At 64.8% G+C, this 14407-nt stretch carries 11 protein-coding genes; 4 read left to right on the top strand and 7 right to left on the bottom strand.

Features of this window, described 5'->3' with window-relative positions; translation table 11 throughout:
- The first annotated feature begins 189 nt into the window (after positions 1 to 189).
- The gene (locus ACVZTU_RS10460; protein ID WP_139467384.1) at positions 190 to 1998 is read left to right on the top strand and encodes an AMP-dependent synthetase/ligase; all 1809 of its coding nucleotides are present in this window, start codon (positions 190 to 192) and stop codon (positions 1996 to 1998) included.
- Between the two features lie 240 nt (positions 1999 to 2238).
- Positions 2239 to 3282, top strand: coding sequence for a glutathione S-transferase family protein (locus ACVZTU_RS10465; RefSeq protein WP_434589763.1), 1044 nt, complete (start codon positions 2239 to 2241; stop codon positions 3280 to 3282).
- Positions 3283 to 3296: 14 nt separating this feature from the next.
- On the opposite strand, the gene ACVZTU_RS10470 is transcribed toward ACVZTU_RS10465, so the two are convergent.
- The gene (locus ACVZTU_RS10470) at positions 3297 to 3932 is read right to left on the bottom strand and encodes a DedA family protein (RefSeq protein ID WP_434595387.1); all 636 of its coding nucleotides are present in this window, start codon (positions 3930 to 3932) and stop codon (positions 3297 to 3299) included.
- A 288-nt stretch (positions 3933 to 4220) separates the two neighbouring features.
- Between ACVZTU_RS10470 and ACVZTU_RS10475 the strand changes: the two genes are divergently transcribed.
- Together ACVZTU_RS10475 and ACVZTU_RS10480 are read left to right on the top strand one after the other, a co-directional pair.
- Positions 4221 to 5258 carry a YhjD/YihY/BrkB family envelope integrity protein gene (locus ACVZTU_RS10475; protein ID WP_139467386.1) on the top strand — a complete coding sequence of 346 codons (1038 nt, stop codon included), beginning with the start codon at positions 4221 to 4223 and terminating at the stop codon, positions 5256 to 5258.
- A 55-nt stretch (positions 5259 to 5313) separates the two neighbouring features.
- Positions 5314 to 6741: a glyceraldehyde-3-phosphate dehydrogenase gene (locus ACVZTU_RS10480; RefSeq protein ID WP_139467387.1), complete on the top strand. Its 1428-nt coding sequence runs from the start codon at positions 5314 to 5316 to the stop codon at positions 6739 to 6741.
- Between the two features lie 259 nt (positions 6742 to 7000).
- On the opposite strand, the gene ACVZTU_RS10485 is transcribed toward ACVZTU_RS10480, so the two are convergent.
- The 6 genes from ACVZTU_RS10485 to ACVZTU_RS10510 all read right to left on the bottom strand — a co-directional run bounded on the left by ACVZTU_RS10485 (position 7001) and on the right by ACVZTU_RS10510 (position 14406).
- Entirely contained in the window at positions 7001 to 7588 is a 588-nt protein-coding gene (locus tag ACVZTU_RS10485) for a hypothetical protein (RefSeq protein WP_139467388.1), read from the bottom strand.
- Positions 7585 to 8550 (bottom strand): D-2-hydroxyacid dehydrogenase, encoded by a 966-nt coding sequence (locus tag ACVZTU_RS10490; protein WP_139467389.1) that lies wholly within the window; start codon positions 8548 to 8550, stop codon positions 7585 to 7587. The genes ACVZTU_RS10485 and ACVZTU_RS10490 overlap by 4 nt, the downstream gene beginning before the upstream one ends.
- Positions 8492 to 10288 carry an MDR family MFS transporter gene (locus ACVZTU_RS10495; protein ID WP_139467390.1) on the bottom strand — a complete coding sequence of 599 codons (1797 nt, stop codon included), beginning with the start codon at positions 10286 to 10288 and terminating at the stop codon, positions 8492 to 8494. Before ACVZTU_RS10495 ends, ACVZTU_RS10490 begins: the two co-directional genes overlap by 59 nt.
- Before the next feature lie 11 nt (positions 10289 to 10299).
- On the bottom strand, positions 10300 to 10944 hold the full coding sequence (locus ACVZTU_RS10500) for a TetR/AcrR family transcriptional regulator (RefSeq protein WP_139467391.1): 645 nt from the start codon (positions 10942 to 10944) through the stop codon (positions 10300 to 10302).
- Between the two features lie 78 nt (positions 10945 to 11022).
- Positions 11023 to 13095 (bottom strand): DNA primase, encoded by a 2073-nt coding sequence (gene dnaG, locus ACVZTU_RS10505; RefSeq protein WP_139467392.1) that lies wholly within the window; start codon positions 13093 to 13095, stop codon positions 11023 to 11025.
- A 3-nt stretch (positions 13096 to 13098) separates the two neighbouring features.
- Positions 13099 to 14406: a deoxyguanosinetriphosphate triphosphohydrolase gene (locus ACVZTU_RS10510; protein ID WP_446657430.1), complete on the bottom strand. Its 1308-nt coding sequence runs from the start codon at positions 14404 to 14406 to the stop codon at positions 13099 to 13101.
- Position 14407 lies beyond the last annotated feature (1 nt).

A 14407-nucleotide genomic window follows, 5' to 3' on the forward strand; every position in this document is an offset into this window, starting at 1 on the left:
TACCTTCCTTCGCAGAACAGACGTGAGCGGGTTCTGACCATCGTACTCTGAACGCCCCCTGATTCGACTTGGTTAGACTGCTCACAGGTCAGCGGACGCCGGTTATCTCGGCAAACGTGATCGATTTCACTGAGACCCGGCCGAACTGTAAGATAACCGAGCAGTAACTTACGTCCTCGAAGGAGACTCATGAGCTCAACGACCATGCCGCAGTCGTCAACACCCGTCGTCGGTTTCGAGGTCGATACCGCCTCGTCGACCACCGATATCTTCCTCAGCACAGTCGCTGAGAACCCCAGCCGCCCTCTGGTCGCCAAGCCCGACGGGGACGGTTGGAACGAACTGACCGCGGCCGAATTCCTCGCAGAGGTCAAGGCGGCCGCGAAGGGGCTCATCGCCTTGGGCGTGGGAGTCGGTGACCGGATCGCGATCTTCGGCCCCACCTCCTACGAGTGGACGCTCAGCGACTATGCCATCTGGTACGCCGGCGGAATCTCCGTGCCGTTCTACGACACCTCTTCGGAGAGCCAGCTCAGTTGGATGCTCACCGACGCCGATGTCACTCGTGGGCTCGTCGCCACTGGCGACCATGCCGATCGGGTGCGGGCGGCGGCCAAGGCTGCCGGACGGGAAGAGCCAGCCCTGCGGGTCTGGAACGAAGGCGCTTTCGCCGATCTCACCGAAGCCGGCAAGGCCGTCACCGATGAGGAGCTCGAAGCCGCCCGTTCGCAGGTCGGCTCCGATTCCGTGGCGACGATCATCTACACCTCCGGCACCACCGGAAAGCCCAAGGGCTGTGTGCTCACCCACGCGAACTTCGTGCAGACCGCCCAGGCCGCGCGCCACCAGATCCCCAGCGTTCTCGACACGAAGATGCGCTGCCTGCTGTTCCTGCCGCAGGCCCACGTCTTCGCCCGGTTCATCGAGGTCCTGGCCATCAGCAACGGTGCTCTGCTGGCGCACCAGTCGGACCTGACGAAGCTCACCGATGCCATGGGCAGCTTCCGTCCGTCGTTCATCCTCGGTGTGCCCCGGGTCTTCGAGAAGGTCTTCAATTCCGCGCTGGCGACCGCTCAGGCAGGCGGCAAGGAGAAGATCTTCCGCCGTGCCGAGCAGGTCGCCGTCGCCTATTCGAAGGCACTCGACACCGGCAAGGTGCCCACCGGGCTGAAGCTCCAGCACGCCCTGTTCGACAAGCTGGTCTATTCGAAGCTGCGCGCGGTCATGGGCGACAACGTCACTCATGCGGTCTCCGGCGGCGGTGCGCTCGGCTCTCATCTCGGCCACTTCTTCCGCGGACTGGGCATCATCGTCCTCGAAGGCTACGGACTCACTGAGACCACGGCACCGATCACCGTCAATATTCCGGAGAAGTCGAAGATCGGAACCGTCGGCGTGCCGCTGCCGGGCGTCTCGGTGGCGATCGCTCCCGACGGTGAGATCCTGGCCAAGGGCGTGCCGGTCTTCCGCGAGTACTGGAACAACCCCGAGGCCACGGCCAAGGAGTTCCACGACGGTTGGTTCGGCACCGGTGACCTCGGCTCGCTCGATGACGACGGCTACCTCACGATCAACGGCCGCAAGAAGGAGATCATCGTGACCTCCAGCGGCAAGAACGTCGCCCCGGCTCCGCTCGAGGACGTGCTGCGTCGCCACCCGATCATCGGCCAGCCGGTGCTCGTCGGCGAGAACCGCAAATTCGTCTCGGCGCTGATCTTCCTCGATTCGGAGATGCTGCCGGGCTGGCTGAAGAACCACGATCTGCCGCAGATGAGTCTGCGCGAAGCCGCCGAGGACGATGCGGTCCAGGCCGAAGTGGCCAAGGCCGTCGAACAGATGAACAGGACCGTCTCGCGGGCCGAAGGAGTCAAGAAGTTCACAATCCTGCCGATCGAGCTCAGCGAGGAGAACGGCTACCTCTCTGCCAAGCAGTCGGTCAAGCGTCACCTCATCAATAAGGACTTCGCCGCCGAGATCGACGCGCTCTACGCCGGCTGACGCACAGCCGCTGCCGCCTGGGACATAGTCGCTGAACTCAGCCTGCGGGGTACGGCCCGGGCACGGACTCGAACGGTCCGTCCCGGGCCGCCGTCGTCCCGCCTCGGTGGCGGTGGGCGGACTCCTCCCAATCGGGAGGGCATGGCAATGGTGACGTCGTCCCGCCTCGGCGTGGGCCTGCCTCAGCGTCGTAAGCTGAGGACAGAAGTCGAACTCATCGATCTCATTGGAGGCAGCGTCATGTCCGAGACCACCGATCACACACCCAGCTACGTGACCGAAGGGGCGGAATTCAACCGGGATACGAACTACATCGACGATCGCATCCTCAACGATCCCAACGCTCAGTGGCCCGTCGAACCGGGCCGCTACCGCCTCGTCGCCGCCCGTGCCTGCCCGTGGGCGAACCGGACGATCATCGTCCGTCGCCTCCTCGGGCTCGAGGACGTCATCTCCCTCGGCATGCCCGGCCCCACCCACGATGCGCGGTCGTGGACCTTCGACCTCGACCCGGGCGGGGTGGATCCGGTGCTCGGCATCGAACGCCTGCAGCAGGCGTTCTTCGCCCGTTACCCGGACTATCCGCGCGGAATCACCGTGCCGGCCGTCGTCGACGTGCCCACCGGCGTCGTCGTCACCAACGACTTCCCGCAGATCACGGAGGACTTCTCCACCCAGTGGACCGAATACCACCGAGAGTGTGCCCCGAATCTCTGGCCCGAGGAATCGCGGGAGGAGATGGAGAAGGTGATGCGCCATATCTACACGGAGATCAACAACGGGGTCTACCGCTGCGGTTTCGCCGGCTCCCAGGACGCCTACGAGGCGGCCTTCGACCGCCTATTCAACGCGCTCGATATCGTCGAGGATCGGCTCAGCCGGTCACGGTTCCTCATGGGTGAGACCATCACCGAGGCGGATGTGCGACTGTTCACGACGCTCGTGCGCTTCGATCCCGTCTATTTCGGTCACTTCAAGTGCAACCGGCAGCCGCTCACGGCGTTCGAGAACCTGTGGGGCTACGCCCGCGACCTGTACCAGACGCCGGGCTTCGGCGACACGGTGGACTTCGAGCAGATCAAACAGCACTACTACATCGTCCACCAGGATGTGAACCCGACGCAGATCGTGCCCAAGGGCCCCGACCTCTCCGGTTGGCTCAGCGATCACGGTCGCGACCGGAAGTTCGGCGGATCCCCCTTCGGCGAGGGAACCGCTCCCGGACCCGTCAAGCCCGGCGAAGAGGTCGCACCAGCGCATACGGCAGCGGCCTGGGTGAGCTGAGCCGAGGAATCACCTCAGACCTCGAATTCTCCGGGCTCGATATGATCGTCTTCGGTCGTGTCGAGCCCGGCGGCCTTCTTCCGTCGCTGTTTGCGGATCTTGAACACGATCCACACGATGACGAAGACGACGACGGCGACGATGACGACGTTCTGGAAGTAGCCGGCGTAGGTCTCGACGACCGACCAGTTCTCACCGAGGGTGAAGCCTGCGACGATGAGGATCGTGTTCCAGATCGCGCTGCCGGCCGTGGTCAGCAGCAGGAACTTGGTCAGGCGCATGTCCCGCATTCCGGCGGGGATGGAGATGAGCGACCGGAAGATCGGGATCATCCGACCGAAGAACACGGCCTTGTCCCCGTGCTTGTCGAACCAGTCAACGGTCTTATGCACGTCGTCGACGTCGACCAACGGCATCTTCACCGCGATCCGGGCGATGCGTTCGATGCCGATCCACTTGCCCAGCGCCCACAGCAGAACCGCGCCGACGACCGAACCGATCGTGGCGAAGACGATCGCGGCCACAATGTTCATCTGGCCTTGACTGGAGGTGAATCCGGCCAGAGGCAGGACGAGCTCACTGGGGATGGGCGGGAAGATGTTGTCGAGGAAGACCATGAACCCGACACCGACCGGCCCCAAGGTCTCCATGATCGTCACGGTCCAGGCCGAGAACCCGCTGAGATTGTCAGCAGCGCTGCCGCCGGCGGCGAGGACATCGGCAGGAACTCCGCCGGCAGGCAGGCCGGCAAGGCTGTCGGTGGCAACGGGTGCGAAATCGGCAGTCGGAGCGAACGAATCAGTGATCGGCATGGTCAAAAGTCTAGATAAGGGCGCGGCCTGCCGCTCACAGTACGCTCACAGCGGCTAGTGTGGAAACGAACACCTCAGACCGGAATACGAACGCACCTTGCGGATACGCATCGAAGGAGCACACACGTGGCACCTGCCAAAGTACTGGCCTCGCGCAACACCGTCGCTGAGGTCGGCCACAATGCCGTCAACCGACCCGGACCCGCCCACCTCATGCGCGCAGTCCAGCGTTTCGGACAGCGTCTGGGCAATCAGTTCGGTGCCGCGATCACCTACTTCCTCGTTCTCGCGGTCATGCCCATCGCCATGGTCAGCCTCGCGAGCATCGGATTCGTCCTCGACGTCGCCCGCCCCGAGCTCCTTCCCGAGGTCACGAAGCAGATCGAGACCTTCACCGCCGGCAACTCCTCGCTGACCGAGCAGCTCGAGAGCTTCCTCCTCGACTGGCAGGGAGTGGGAATCATCGGTATTCTCACCGGCCTCTACACAGGTCAGGGATTCATCGGCAACCTCGGTGCCGCGGTGCGAGCCCAACTGCACGACGACTTCGACGATGCCGTGCCGGAGAAGTCCTTCGTCAGCAAGGTCATCAACAACGTGATCACTCTCATCGGCCTCATCATCGGCCTCCTCCTGGCCGTGGCGCTCACCGTCGTCGGCACCGGTCTTCGCTCGATGATCGCCGACTTCCTCGGGCTCGGCGGATTCGCCGGCAGTCTGCTGTTCATCGTTCCGGTCATCCTCACCTTCGGCGCCGCCTGGCTGATCTTCTGGTTCCTGTTCACGATGCTGCCGGAGAAGCCGGTCGACAAGCAGGCGAAGAACCGCGGTTCGCTCATCGGCGCGACCGCGTTCCTCATCCTCATCAACTTCTCCACGGTGCTCGTCAATCTCTTCTCCGGGAACAAGGCCGCCGGTGTGTTCGGGTCGATCATCGCGATCATGCTCACCCTCAACGTCTTCGCCCGCATCATCCTGTTCATCGCCGCGTGGATCGGCACGGCGAAACCACCGCGGCCGCGCGAAGAGGAGCCGGAGTATCGGTTCGTCGAACCGAAGGTGCAGGCGCAGAGCCTCGGCGCGCTCATCACCGGTGCGGGAATCGTGGCGCTGACCCTGCTGGGCTTCAAACGGTTCGAGGAACGCCGGTCCGATCGCGAATAGGCGAGACGGTAGACTGTTGGCGCATCCGTTATAACTGACCGAGGGGACACGACCTTTGACTGACGCTACGACTGCTCGCCTGGACGATTGGGCGAAGAAGCAGACCGCCGCCGAAGAACTCATTCCGCTAGTCGGACGCCTGTACCGTGAGAACGACGTGCTGCTGACCCTGTTCGGGCGGTCGCTGCTGAACAAGTCGGTGACCGGCATGATCAAGGCGCACCGCTATGCTCGCCACTTCCTCGGCGAAGAGCTCGACATCCAGATCACCCACCGCATCGTCAAGGCGCTGTCCGGGCTCAACCTGGCTCCGGCTCGCATCGATCTGGGCCGTCTCATCGAGAAGCTCGATGATCCGAACGCGGACGTCGACGCCTTCCTCGCCGCCGAGCTCGCCGAGGTCGTCCAGTCGCAGTCCGGCAAGGGCGAGGTCCGCGACGTCGTCCTCTACGGCTTCGGTCGCATCGGTCGTCTGCTCGCCCGCATCCTCATCGATCGCGCCGGCGGAACCGGTATGCGTCTGCGTGCGATCGTCGTGCGCCGCAATGGGGAGAACGACATCGTCAAGCGCGCCTCCCTGCTGCGCCGTGACTCGGTGCACGGAGCCTTCGACGGCAGCATCGTCGTCGACGAAGAGAACAGCACCATCCAGGCCAACGGCACCCTCATCCAGGTCATCTACTCGAATGATCCCTCGGAGGTCGACTACACCGCCTACGGAATCGACGACGCCATCATCGTCGACAACACCGGAAAGTGGCGCGACGAAGAGGGCCTGTCCAAGCACCTCGCCTGCCCCGGTGCGTCGAAGGTCCTGCTCACGGCTCCCGGCAAGGGCGATGTGAAGAACATCGTCTTCGGAGTCAACGACGACGCGATCCTCGACACGGACACCATCGTCTCGGCAGCTTCGTGCACGACGAACGCGATCACCCCGGTGCTCAAGGCCATCAACGACAAGTTCGGCGTCCGCAACGGCCACGTCGAGACGGTCCACTCGTTCACGAACGACCAGAACCTCATCGACAACTTCCACAAGGGCTCCCGCCGCGGCCGTGCGGCCGGCCTCAACATGGTCCTCACCGAGACCGGTGCCGCCAAGGCCGTCGCCAAGGCTCTGCCGGAGCTGGCCGGGAAGCTCTCGGGCAACGCGATCCGCGTACCCACCCCGAACGTGTCCATGGCGATCCTCAACCTCAACCTGGACAACGCCACCACCGTCGACGAGCTCAACACCTTCCTCCGCGAAGTGTCGATGCATTCGCCGCTGCGCAACCAGGTCGACTACGTCACCTCTCCCGAGCTCGTGTCCACCGACCTCGTCGGCTCCAAGCGGGCCGGTGTCGTCGACGGCCTGGCCACGATCGTCGATGAGGACCGCGTCGTCGTCTACGTCTGGTACGACAACGAATTCGGCTACTCCTGCCAGGTCGTGCGCTGCGTGGCCAAGATGGCCGACGTCGACGTCCCGGCATTTCCCTGATATCGCCGAGGCGGCCCACCGAAACGCTCGGATGAGCGCTCGGTGACCGGCTGAGACAGGCGCCCGGAGTCACATGACTCCGGGCGCCTTCGTCATTCACCTCCGTCTCCATCCCGTACCCTCGGTTGCAAGCTCTGTACTTCGGGCCGCACCATCTCTCACCGGTACTGCCACGCCCTACACCTCCCGCCGAAACCTCTCGGGAATGACTGAACCTCCCGCAGGAACGAGAGGTTCTGCCGGCAACGAGGTGTTCTGCCTAATTCGCGGCGTCGGACTCCATGGCCTCATGCAGCCAGATCGGGGTGAAGGTGGCGAATCGCTCCGCCAGATCATCGTCGCTGTCGAGGATGACGGCGAGTCGGTCATCGGCATTTGCCAGCTCATTCGCCCAGATGGGACCCAGGCAGGCCAGCAGCAGGCAGGCGATGACGACGGCGCCGGCCAGGATCGGAGTCTCGGCCCACAGCAGCATGCCGAACAGGATTCCGACGATGGCGAAGCCTACCGCGACGGCGAGTCCGGCGTTCCGCGTCCGCGGCGCCTTGGCACGAGCCGGTCGCGACGCAGCGATCGAGTCGAGCACGTCCCTGTTGATCCGCGTCCAGGCGATGATCGCGCCCAGCGCGCAGACGATGCCGATCATGATGAGGCTGAACGCCGAGAACAGCAGCACCGCATCGATGTGATCTCCTTGGGCTTGGAGGGCGGCCCCGAGTCCGGCGACGAGCATGGCCAGGGCGAGCACCAGCATGCTGAGCAGACGGGCACGGCGCACGGCGATGAGTTCGGCGATCACCCTGGCCAGGAACACCCGCTGCGCGGCGGGGTCGTCGGCCTGGCTCACCGCACGTACCCGAGCTGCTTGTCCACGGTGTGCGGGAACTGCTCACCGGCCAGATACTGTTCGAACAGGGCGTGGAACTGCTCCGCCAGTCGCATTCTCCACCCGTCGGTATCACCGCTCATATGCGGGGTGATGATGACATTGTCCAGCGACCACAGAGGATGGTCGGCGGGCAGCGGCTCTTCGTCGAAGACGTCGAGTCCGGCCCCGCCGATCTGTCCCTCGCGCAGCGCGGTCACGAGTGCGTCGGTGTCGACTGTGTCTCCGCGTCCGACATTGATGAATACGGCGGTGTCGTCCATGGCGGCGAACGCCTCGGCGCCGATGAGCCTCTCGGTCTTCTCCGTCAGCGGTGCGATGTCGATGACCCAGTCGTATCCGGCGACGTGCTCGGGCAGAGTGGCGGAGTCGATGACTTCACCGAAGTCGGCGTCGCCGCTGCGGGCGCGCGATCCGGCTCCGGTGACGTCGATGTCGACGGCCTTCAGCAGGCGTGCGATGCCTCGACCGATGGCTCCGGTGCCGACGATGAGCGCCTTGGTGCCGGCGATATCGCGGGTCGACCGGCGGTTCCACCTGCCCTCCGCTTGGTCGTCGAGCGAGCCGATCGAGCTCTTCGCGTGCATGAGGATGTAGCTGAGGACGAACTCGGCGATCGGGCGGTCGAAGATTCCCCGGGCGTTCGTCACCGTCACCGGTGAATCGACGAGCTCATCGAAGAGGAGCGAGTCCACGCCCGCCGCGGCGGCATGGACCCACTCGAGCTTGTCGGCGCTGCCATAGGCGTCCTTGAGCGCGGTGGAGAAGAAATCCCACATCAGCAGCACATCGGTGCCGGGCAGCGCCTGGGACAGGGTCGACGCCTCGGCGATGCGCAGTTCGATCCCGTCCCGCTCCCCCAGATCAGTGATCAGTGCGGGGATCTCGGTCCCGGGTGAGTTGAGTATGGTCAGTACCGTCATTCCTCGGCTCCTTGGACAGTGGGCTTTCTGCCACACTAACCGATGAAGTCTCTGCCGGGGTGGAAACCGGCGCGGACACGGCCCCCGCATGCTCGGCCTCGACATCGAGGCTCTCGCGCTTCGCCGGTTCGTTCTTCAGGGTCTGCGCCAGCGGAGTGTTCGGCAGGAAGCAGAGGAAGACGAAACCGAGGACGGCCAGCGGAGCCACCCACAGGAACAGGGGCACGAGGGCGTCGTTGTAGGAGGTGATGATGAGTGAGTGCATCGGCTCCGGCAGCTTCGACACGATCTCCGGGGTCAGCCCCGTCGAGGAGATCTTGGGCATCTGGCCGTGTGGGGCCGCCTTCGCGATCTCTGTGATTCCGGACTTGATGTTGTCCATGAGCCGCTGCGTGAACACGGATCCGATGAAGGCCATGCCGAGGGTGGCGCCGACCTGGCGGAAGTAGTTGTTCGACGCGGTCGCGGTGCCGACCATGGACACCGGGAAGGCGTTCTGGACGACGAGGACGAGTGTCTGCATGCTCAGGCCCAGACCGAGTCCGAGCAGCGCCAGGCAGCCGATGGTCTCCCAGGCCGAGCTCTCGGCCTTCAGCTGAGAGAGCAGGACGAGCGAGGCGGCCATGATGAGGATTCCGGTCAGCGGGTACTTCTTGTACTTGCCGGTGCGGGAGACGATGAACCCGACGAGAGTCGAGGACACGAGCATGGTGCCCATCATCGGCACCATCATCAGCCCGGCGACGGTGGCGTCGATTCCGTGGACCATCTGCAGGTAGGTCGGCATATAGGAGAGCACACCGAACATGCCGATGCCGACGAAGAGGCCGGCGATCGTGCACAGCAGGAAGTCGCGGTTGGTGAACAGGTGCATCGGGATGACCGGTTCGCTGACCTTGAGTTCGACGAAGACGAAGGCGACTGCGGCGATGATTCCGGTGACGATGAGCCCGTTGATCTGCCAGGATCCCCATTCATATTCGTGTCCGCCCCAGGCGGAGGTGAGCACGATGCAGGAGGTGACGATCGAGATGAGCGCCATGCCGATGACATCGATCTTCGGGCGAGGGCCGGCACCCTTGGTGTGCTTGGGCACCTTGAGGAACACGGCGGCGGCGATGAGGGCGATGATGCCCAACGGGAAGTTGATGGCGAAAGCCCAACGCCAGCCGGGTCCTTCGGTCAGCCAGCCGCCGATCAGCGGTCCGGCCACGGACGACACGGCGAAGGCGGAGCCCATGATGCCCATGTATTTGCCGCGTTCGCGGGCGGGGACGACGGAGGCGATGATCGACTGCGAGAGGATCATCATTCCGCCGCCGCCGATGCCCTGGAGCACTCGACCGAAGATCAGCGTCGACATCTCATTCGCGATGAGGGCGAAGACCGAGCCGAGGAGGAAGCAGCAGATGGCGAAAATGAATAGCGGCTTCCGCCCGAACAGGTCGCCGACCTTGCCGTAGACGGGCATCATGATCGTCGAAGCGAGCATGAATGCGGTGGAGACCCACAGCATCTGGTCGACGCCGTCGAGTTCGCCGACGATGGTCGGCAGCGCGGTCGCCAGCACCGTCTGGTTGAGCGAGAACATGAACATCGCGATCATCAGGCCCACGAAGAGCAGAATGATCGCCGAGGTGGCCATCGGCTCTGTCTGTGCGTCGGGTCCCGCGGGGGCGGAGTTCTTCGAGGTGGTTGCCGTCATCGTCTTCTCATCGGGTTCGTGGTTGCTTCTCATCACAGCTTTCGTCATGGCAGTCGGTCCAGGACCTTGCGGAACAGGTTCAGGGAGTCTTCGAAGATCGCTTGGGTGCCGCCCTTGTCCTCGACCGCCTCAGGATCGGCCTTGATCACCTGTCCCGCATGGTTGAGCGGGACCCGGCAGAGTTGGGTGAGCATGCGCGCGCTGCGCCAGGCGGAGTCCTCTGAGGAGAACTCCTGGCCGAGGTGTCGCAGTCGGTCGAGCACGTGACCGGTGACGATCTCTTCGAGTTCTTCTGCCCGGTCGAAGCTCTTGCTCACGAGTTCCGGATACAGCGCGAAGAGGCGGCGTCGCCGCGCCGGAAGTTTCGGATCGACGGAGCCGACGAGCAGCGCTTCGCGGACGAAGCGCGCCGTGTCCTCGGCCAGCGTGTCGAGCCCGGCGGGGCTGTGGACATAGTCGAAGGCGAGGCTCTCATCGACGCCGACCTCGGCTCCGAGGCCGACGATCGCGTCCTCCTTCGTCTCGAAGTAGTTGAAGAAGGTGCGTGTGGACACTCCCGCGTCGGCGGCGATCGTCGCCACGGTGGCGCAGGCCAAGCCGTCTTCGAGCACGCGAGTGATCGCCGCTTCATGGAGGGCGTTGCGAGTCAGGCGCGCCTTTTTCGAGCGCAGGGATTCTTCAGCGGGCATAGGTACATTTTGCACCACATGCAAACTTTCACCAACTGCAAATCTGCAATTGTGCACTATTTCACTGTGCGCAGTCTTTCACATGAGCATCTTCAGCCGTGCCCGGTGCTGCTCGAGGGTCTGCAGCTGACCGAGCAGTGCTGCCTGACCTGCTCCGTCGGCGGTGTCCTGGCGCTGCAGGCGGGAGTGGAGTTCCTTGGCAATGCGTTCGAGGTCGTAGTCGAAGAGGCGAGCGACGATCCCGCGGGCGAACCGATCGATCCCGTCTCCCTCGATGACAGGCAGCGGGGTCACGAGCAGCTGGGCCACATAGGGCTTGAGGTCCTCGGCTGCGGCGTCGAGCACGCGTTCGGCCCATTTCGACTGAGCCGTGCCGGCTGCACCCAGTCCCCCGGCCTGTTTGATGGCGTCCTGGATCCGCCGGTAGCCGGGGTGCTCGAAGGCCTTCGCGGACAGCGAGTCGAAGAGCTTCGCATTGACCACCTCCGGATGTTGGAGGGCGACCATGAGAGCCCCCTTCTCCGTCTTCAGCCGGGCGGGGCTGATCGGGGCCGAGAGGTTCGAGACGTCGGGGCGTTCGTCGTAGACGTATTCGATGCTGCGTTCATCGGAGACCTCCCCCGCCGAGGCGGGACCGGGCCCGCGTGCGCCTCCGGACGGGGCGATTCCCGGCTCGGTTCCGGGACCGGTCCCCTGTCCCGAACCTGACCCGTGCCCGGGTCCGGATGTGGCCGGCGACGAGGGTGCGGGTGCGCTCGGTGCCGGCGGTGGGCCGTCGCGGTAGGACGACTGGCGGGCGGGCGCCGCGGCGGGCTGGCGGTTCTGCTTCGGTTGGCGGGCGGCGGTGCGGACCGCGGCCTCCACCTCGTCGATATCGACGCCGATGCGACCGGCGACGAACCGGTAGTAGTGGGAGAGGCTGTTGCGGTCGCGGATGTCGGTGAGCACCTCGGCGGCGGCGCGGACCGCGGAGATCCGTCCTTCGACGGTGTCGAGGTCGAAGCGGGAGATCGCGGTGGTGATGACGAACTCGAAGAGCGGCTTGCAGCCGTCGATGAGTTCGCGCAGGGCCGCGTCGCCCTTCTGCATGCGCAGGTCACAGGGATCGAGGCCATCGGGTTCGACGGCGACGAAGGTCTGGGCGGTGAACAGGTTCTCGAATTCGAAGGCTTTGAGCGCAGCCTTCTGACCGGCGGCGTCGCCGTCGAAGGTGAAGATCACCTGTCCGGTCGGGTCGTCGCCGAGGAGGCGGCGGATGATCTTCACGTGTTCGGCGCCGAAGGCCGTGCCGCAGGTGGCCACGGCCTGGTCGACTCCGGCGAGGTGGGCGGCCATGACGTCGGTGTAGCCCTCGACGACGACGACGCGTTTGGTCTTCGCGATGGACTTCTTCGCCAGGTCGAGTCCGTAGAGAACCTGATTCTTGTGATAGAGAGCGGTCTCGGGAGTGTTGAGGTACTTCGGTCCCTTGTCATCGTCATAGAGTCGGCGGGCGCCGAAGCCGATGGTCCGGGCGGTCATGTCCTTGATCGGCCAGATCACCCGACCACGGAATCGGTCGTAGATTCCCCGACCGCCCTCGCTGGCCAGGCCGCCGGCGAGGATCTCCTCATCGGTGAAGCCGGCCTTGCGCAGATGGCTCGTCAGGGCATCCCAGGATTTCGGGGCGAACCCGATGCCGAATTCCCGGCTCGACTCGGCGGGAAAACCGCGGCCGGACAGGAACTCCCGGCCGATCTGCCCGGCCTCGGACTCGAGGGCCTGGGCGAAGAAGCGCCCCGCGACCTCGTGCATCTCCAGCAGCCGCTGCCTGCGGCTGGCCTGTTCCCGGTCCGGGCCCTTCCCGTCCTCGTAGCGCAGGTGCATTCCGGCCTTGCCGGCCAGCGTCTCGACGGCTTCGACGAAGCTGAGCTGTTCGACCTTCTGCAGGAAGGTGAACACGTCTCCGGACTCACCGCAGCCGAAGCAGTGGTACATCCCGACCTGCGGACGCACCGTGAACGACGGAGTCTTCTCGTCGTGGAACGGGCACAGTCCTTTGAGGGATCCGATGCCCGCGGTCTTGAGGGTGACGAATTCCCCGATCACCTCGTCGATGCGGGTGCGGCTGCGCAGTTCGTCGATGTCCTCGCGTTTGATGAGTCCGGCCATGGTCTAGAGCCGATCCTCCGCTCCGGCGTTGAGGTGGTGGTACAGGGCCCAGGCGGAATGGTCGGTCAGGGAGGCGATCTGGTCGACGATGACGCGCAGTCGTGCGGAGTCGTCGGCGGCCTCGGCGTGGTCGGCGCGGAACATCGGATCGAGCTTGTCCGGTGACTGCGAGTACCATTCGGCGAGTTCGTTGATGACCGCCGCCTGGATGTCATGCAGCCGCAGTCGATCCTCGGCGACCATGACCGTCAGCGTGGCCATGCCTTTGAGCACGGCGATCTCCACGGTGGTCGCCTCGGGGACGACGAGCGAGGCCGAGTATCGGGCGAGGGGCTCCCAGCCGAATTCCTCACGGGTCGCGGATTCCGCGGCACCGACGAAGCGCCCGATGAGCTGACTGGTCATGTGTTTGAGGCCGGCCTGAGCACGTCGGGATCCGTCGAAGGCCTCCTTGGGCCAGTAGGCGGCGGCCTGCAGTCGGCCGAGTGCCTTGTCCATCTCCGCATCGGTGGTCTCCGGCAGGTACCACTGACGGGTGATGTCGAAGAGCTCGGCCCGCCGCTCATCGGCGGCGAAGTCGGCAAGGTCCAGATGGCCTGCGACGATGGCGTCCTCGACATCGTGGACGGAATAGGAGATGTCGTCGGCCAAGTCCATGACCTGGGCTTCGATGCATTTCTGGCCGTTGTCGATGCCGTCGCGGTAGAAGTCGAAGACAGCCCGGTCGTCATCGTAGACACCGAATTTGCGCACCCCTGAGTCGCGGCGACCGGCCGTGGCTTCGGCTCGCGGCCATGGGTACTTCGTCAGTGCATCGAGGCTCGCGCGGGAGAGGTTGAGGCCGGCCGGGCGGCCGTCATCGGCGATGACCTTCGGTTCGATCCGGGTGACCAGACGCAGGGTCTGGGCATTGCCCTCGAAGCCGCCGATGTCTGCGCACAGGGCATCGAGGATCGTCTCACCATGGTGGCCGAAAGGAGGGTGTCCGAGGTCGTGGGACAGACATGCGGTGTCGACGATATCGGGATCGCAGCCGAGGTAGCGGGCGAGTTCGCGGCCGACCTGGGCGACCTCGAGGGAATGAGTGAGACGGGTGCGGACGAAATCGTCCGTGCCCGGGGACACGACCTGGGTCTTCGCGCCGAGGCGGCGCAGACCCGAGGAGTGGAGGACGCGGGCGCGGTCGCGTTGGAAGGCCGAGCGCCGCGGATTCTTCGCCGGTTCGCTCACCCACCGCTCCTCGTCCCACGACGAGTAGACCGCCACGGTCCCCGTCCCCACCGAGGTGTGCGGGTGAGTGTCGAAGGGCATT

The organism is Brevibacterium sp. OS20, from assembly GCF_056837565.1.

Excerpts from the sequence above, each read along its gene's own strand:
- ACVZTU_RS10495 (WP_139467390.1), bottom strand. The coding sequence starts at position 10,288 with ATGAGAAGCAACCACGAACCCGATGAGAAGACGATGACGGCAACCACC.
- ACVZTU_RS10500 (WP_139467391.1), bottom strand. The coding sequence starts at position 10,944 with ATGCCCGCTGAAGAATCCCTGCGCTCGAAAAAGGCGCGCCTGACTCGC.
- ACVZTU_RS10490 (WP_139467389.1), bottom strand. The coding sequence starts at position 8,550 with ATGACGGTACTGACCATACTCAACTCACCCGGGACCGAGATCCCCGCA.
- ACVZTU_RS10470 (WP_434595387.1), bottom strand. The coding sequence starts at position 3,932 with ATGGAGACCTTGGGGCCGGTCGGTGTCGGGTTCATGGTCTTCCTCGAC.
- dnaG (WP_139467392.1), bottom strand. The coding sequence starts at position 13,095 with ATGGCCGGACTCATCAAACGCGAGGACATCGACGAACTGCGCAGCCGC.
- ACVZTU_RS10510 (WP_446657430.1), bottom strand. The coding sequence starts at position 14,406 with ATGCCCTTCGACACTCACCCGCACACCTCGGTGGGGACGGGGACCGTG.
- ACVZTU_RS10460 (WP_139467384.1), top strand. The coding sequence starts at position 190 with ATGAGCTCAACGACCATGCCGCAGTCGTCAACACCCGTCGTCGGTTTC.
- ACVZTU_RS10465 (WP_434589763.1), top strand. The coding sequence starts at position 2,239 with ATGTCCGAGACCACCGATCACACACCCAGCTACGTGACCGAAGGGGCG.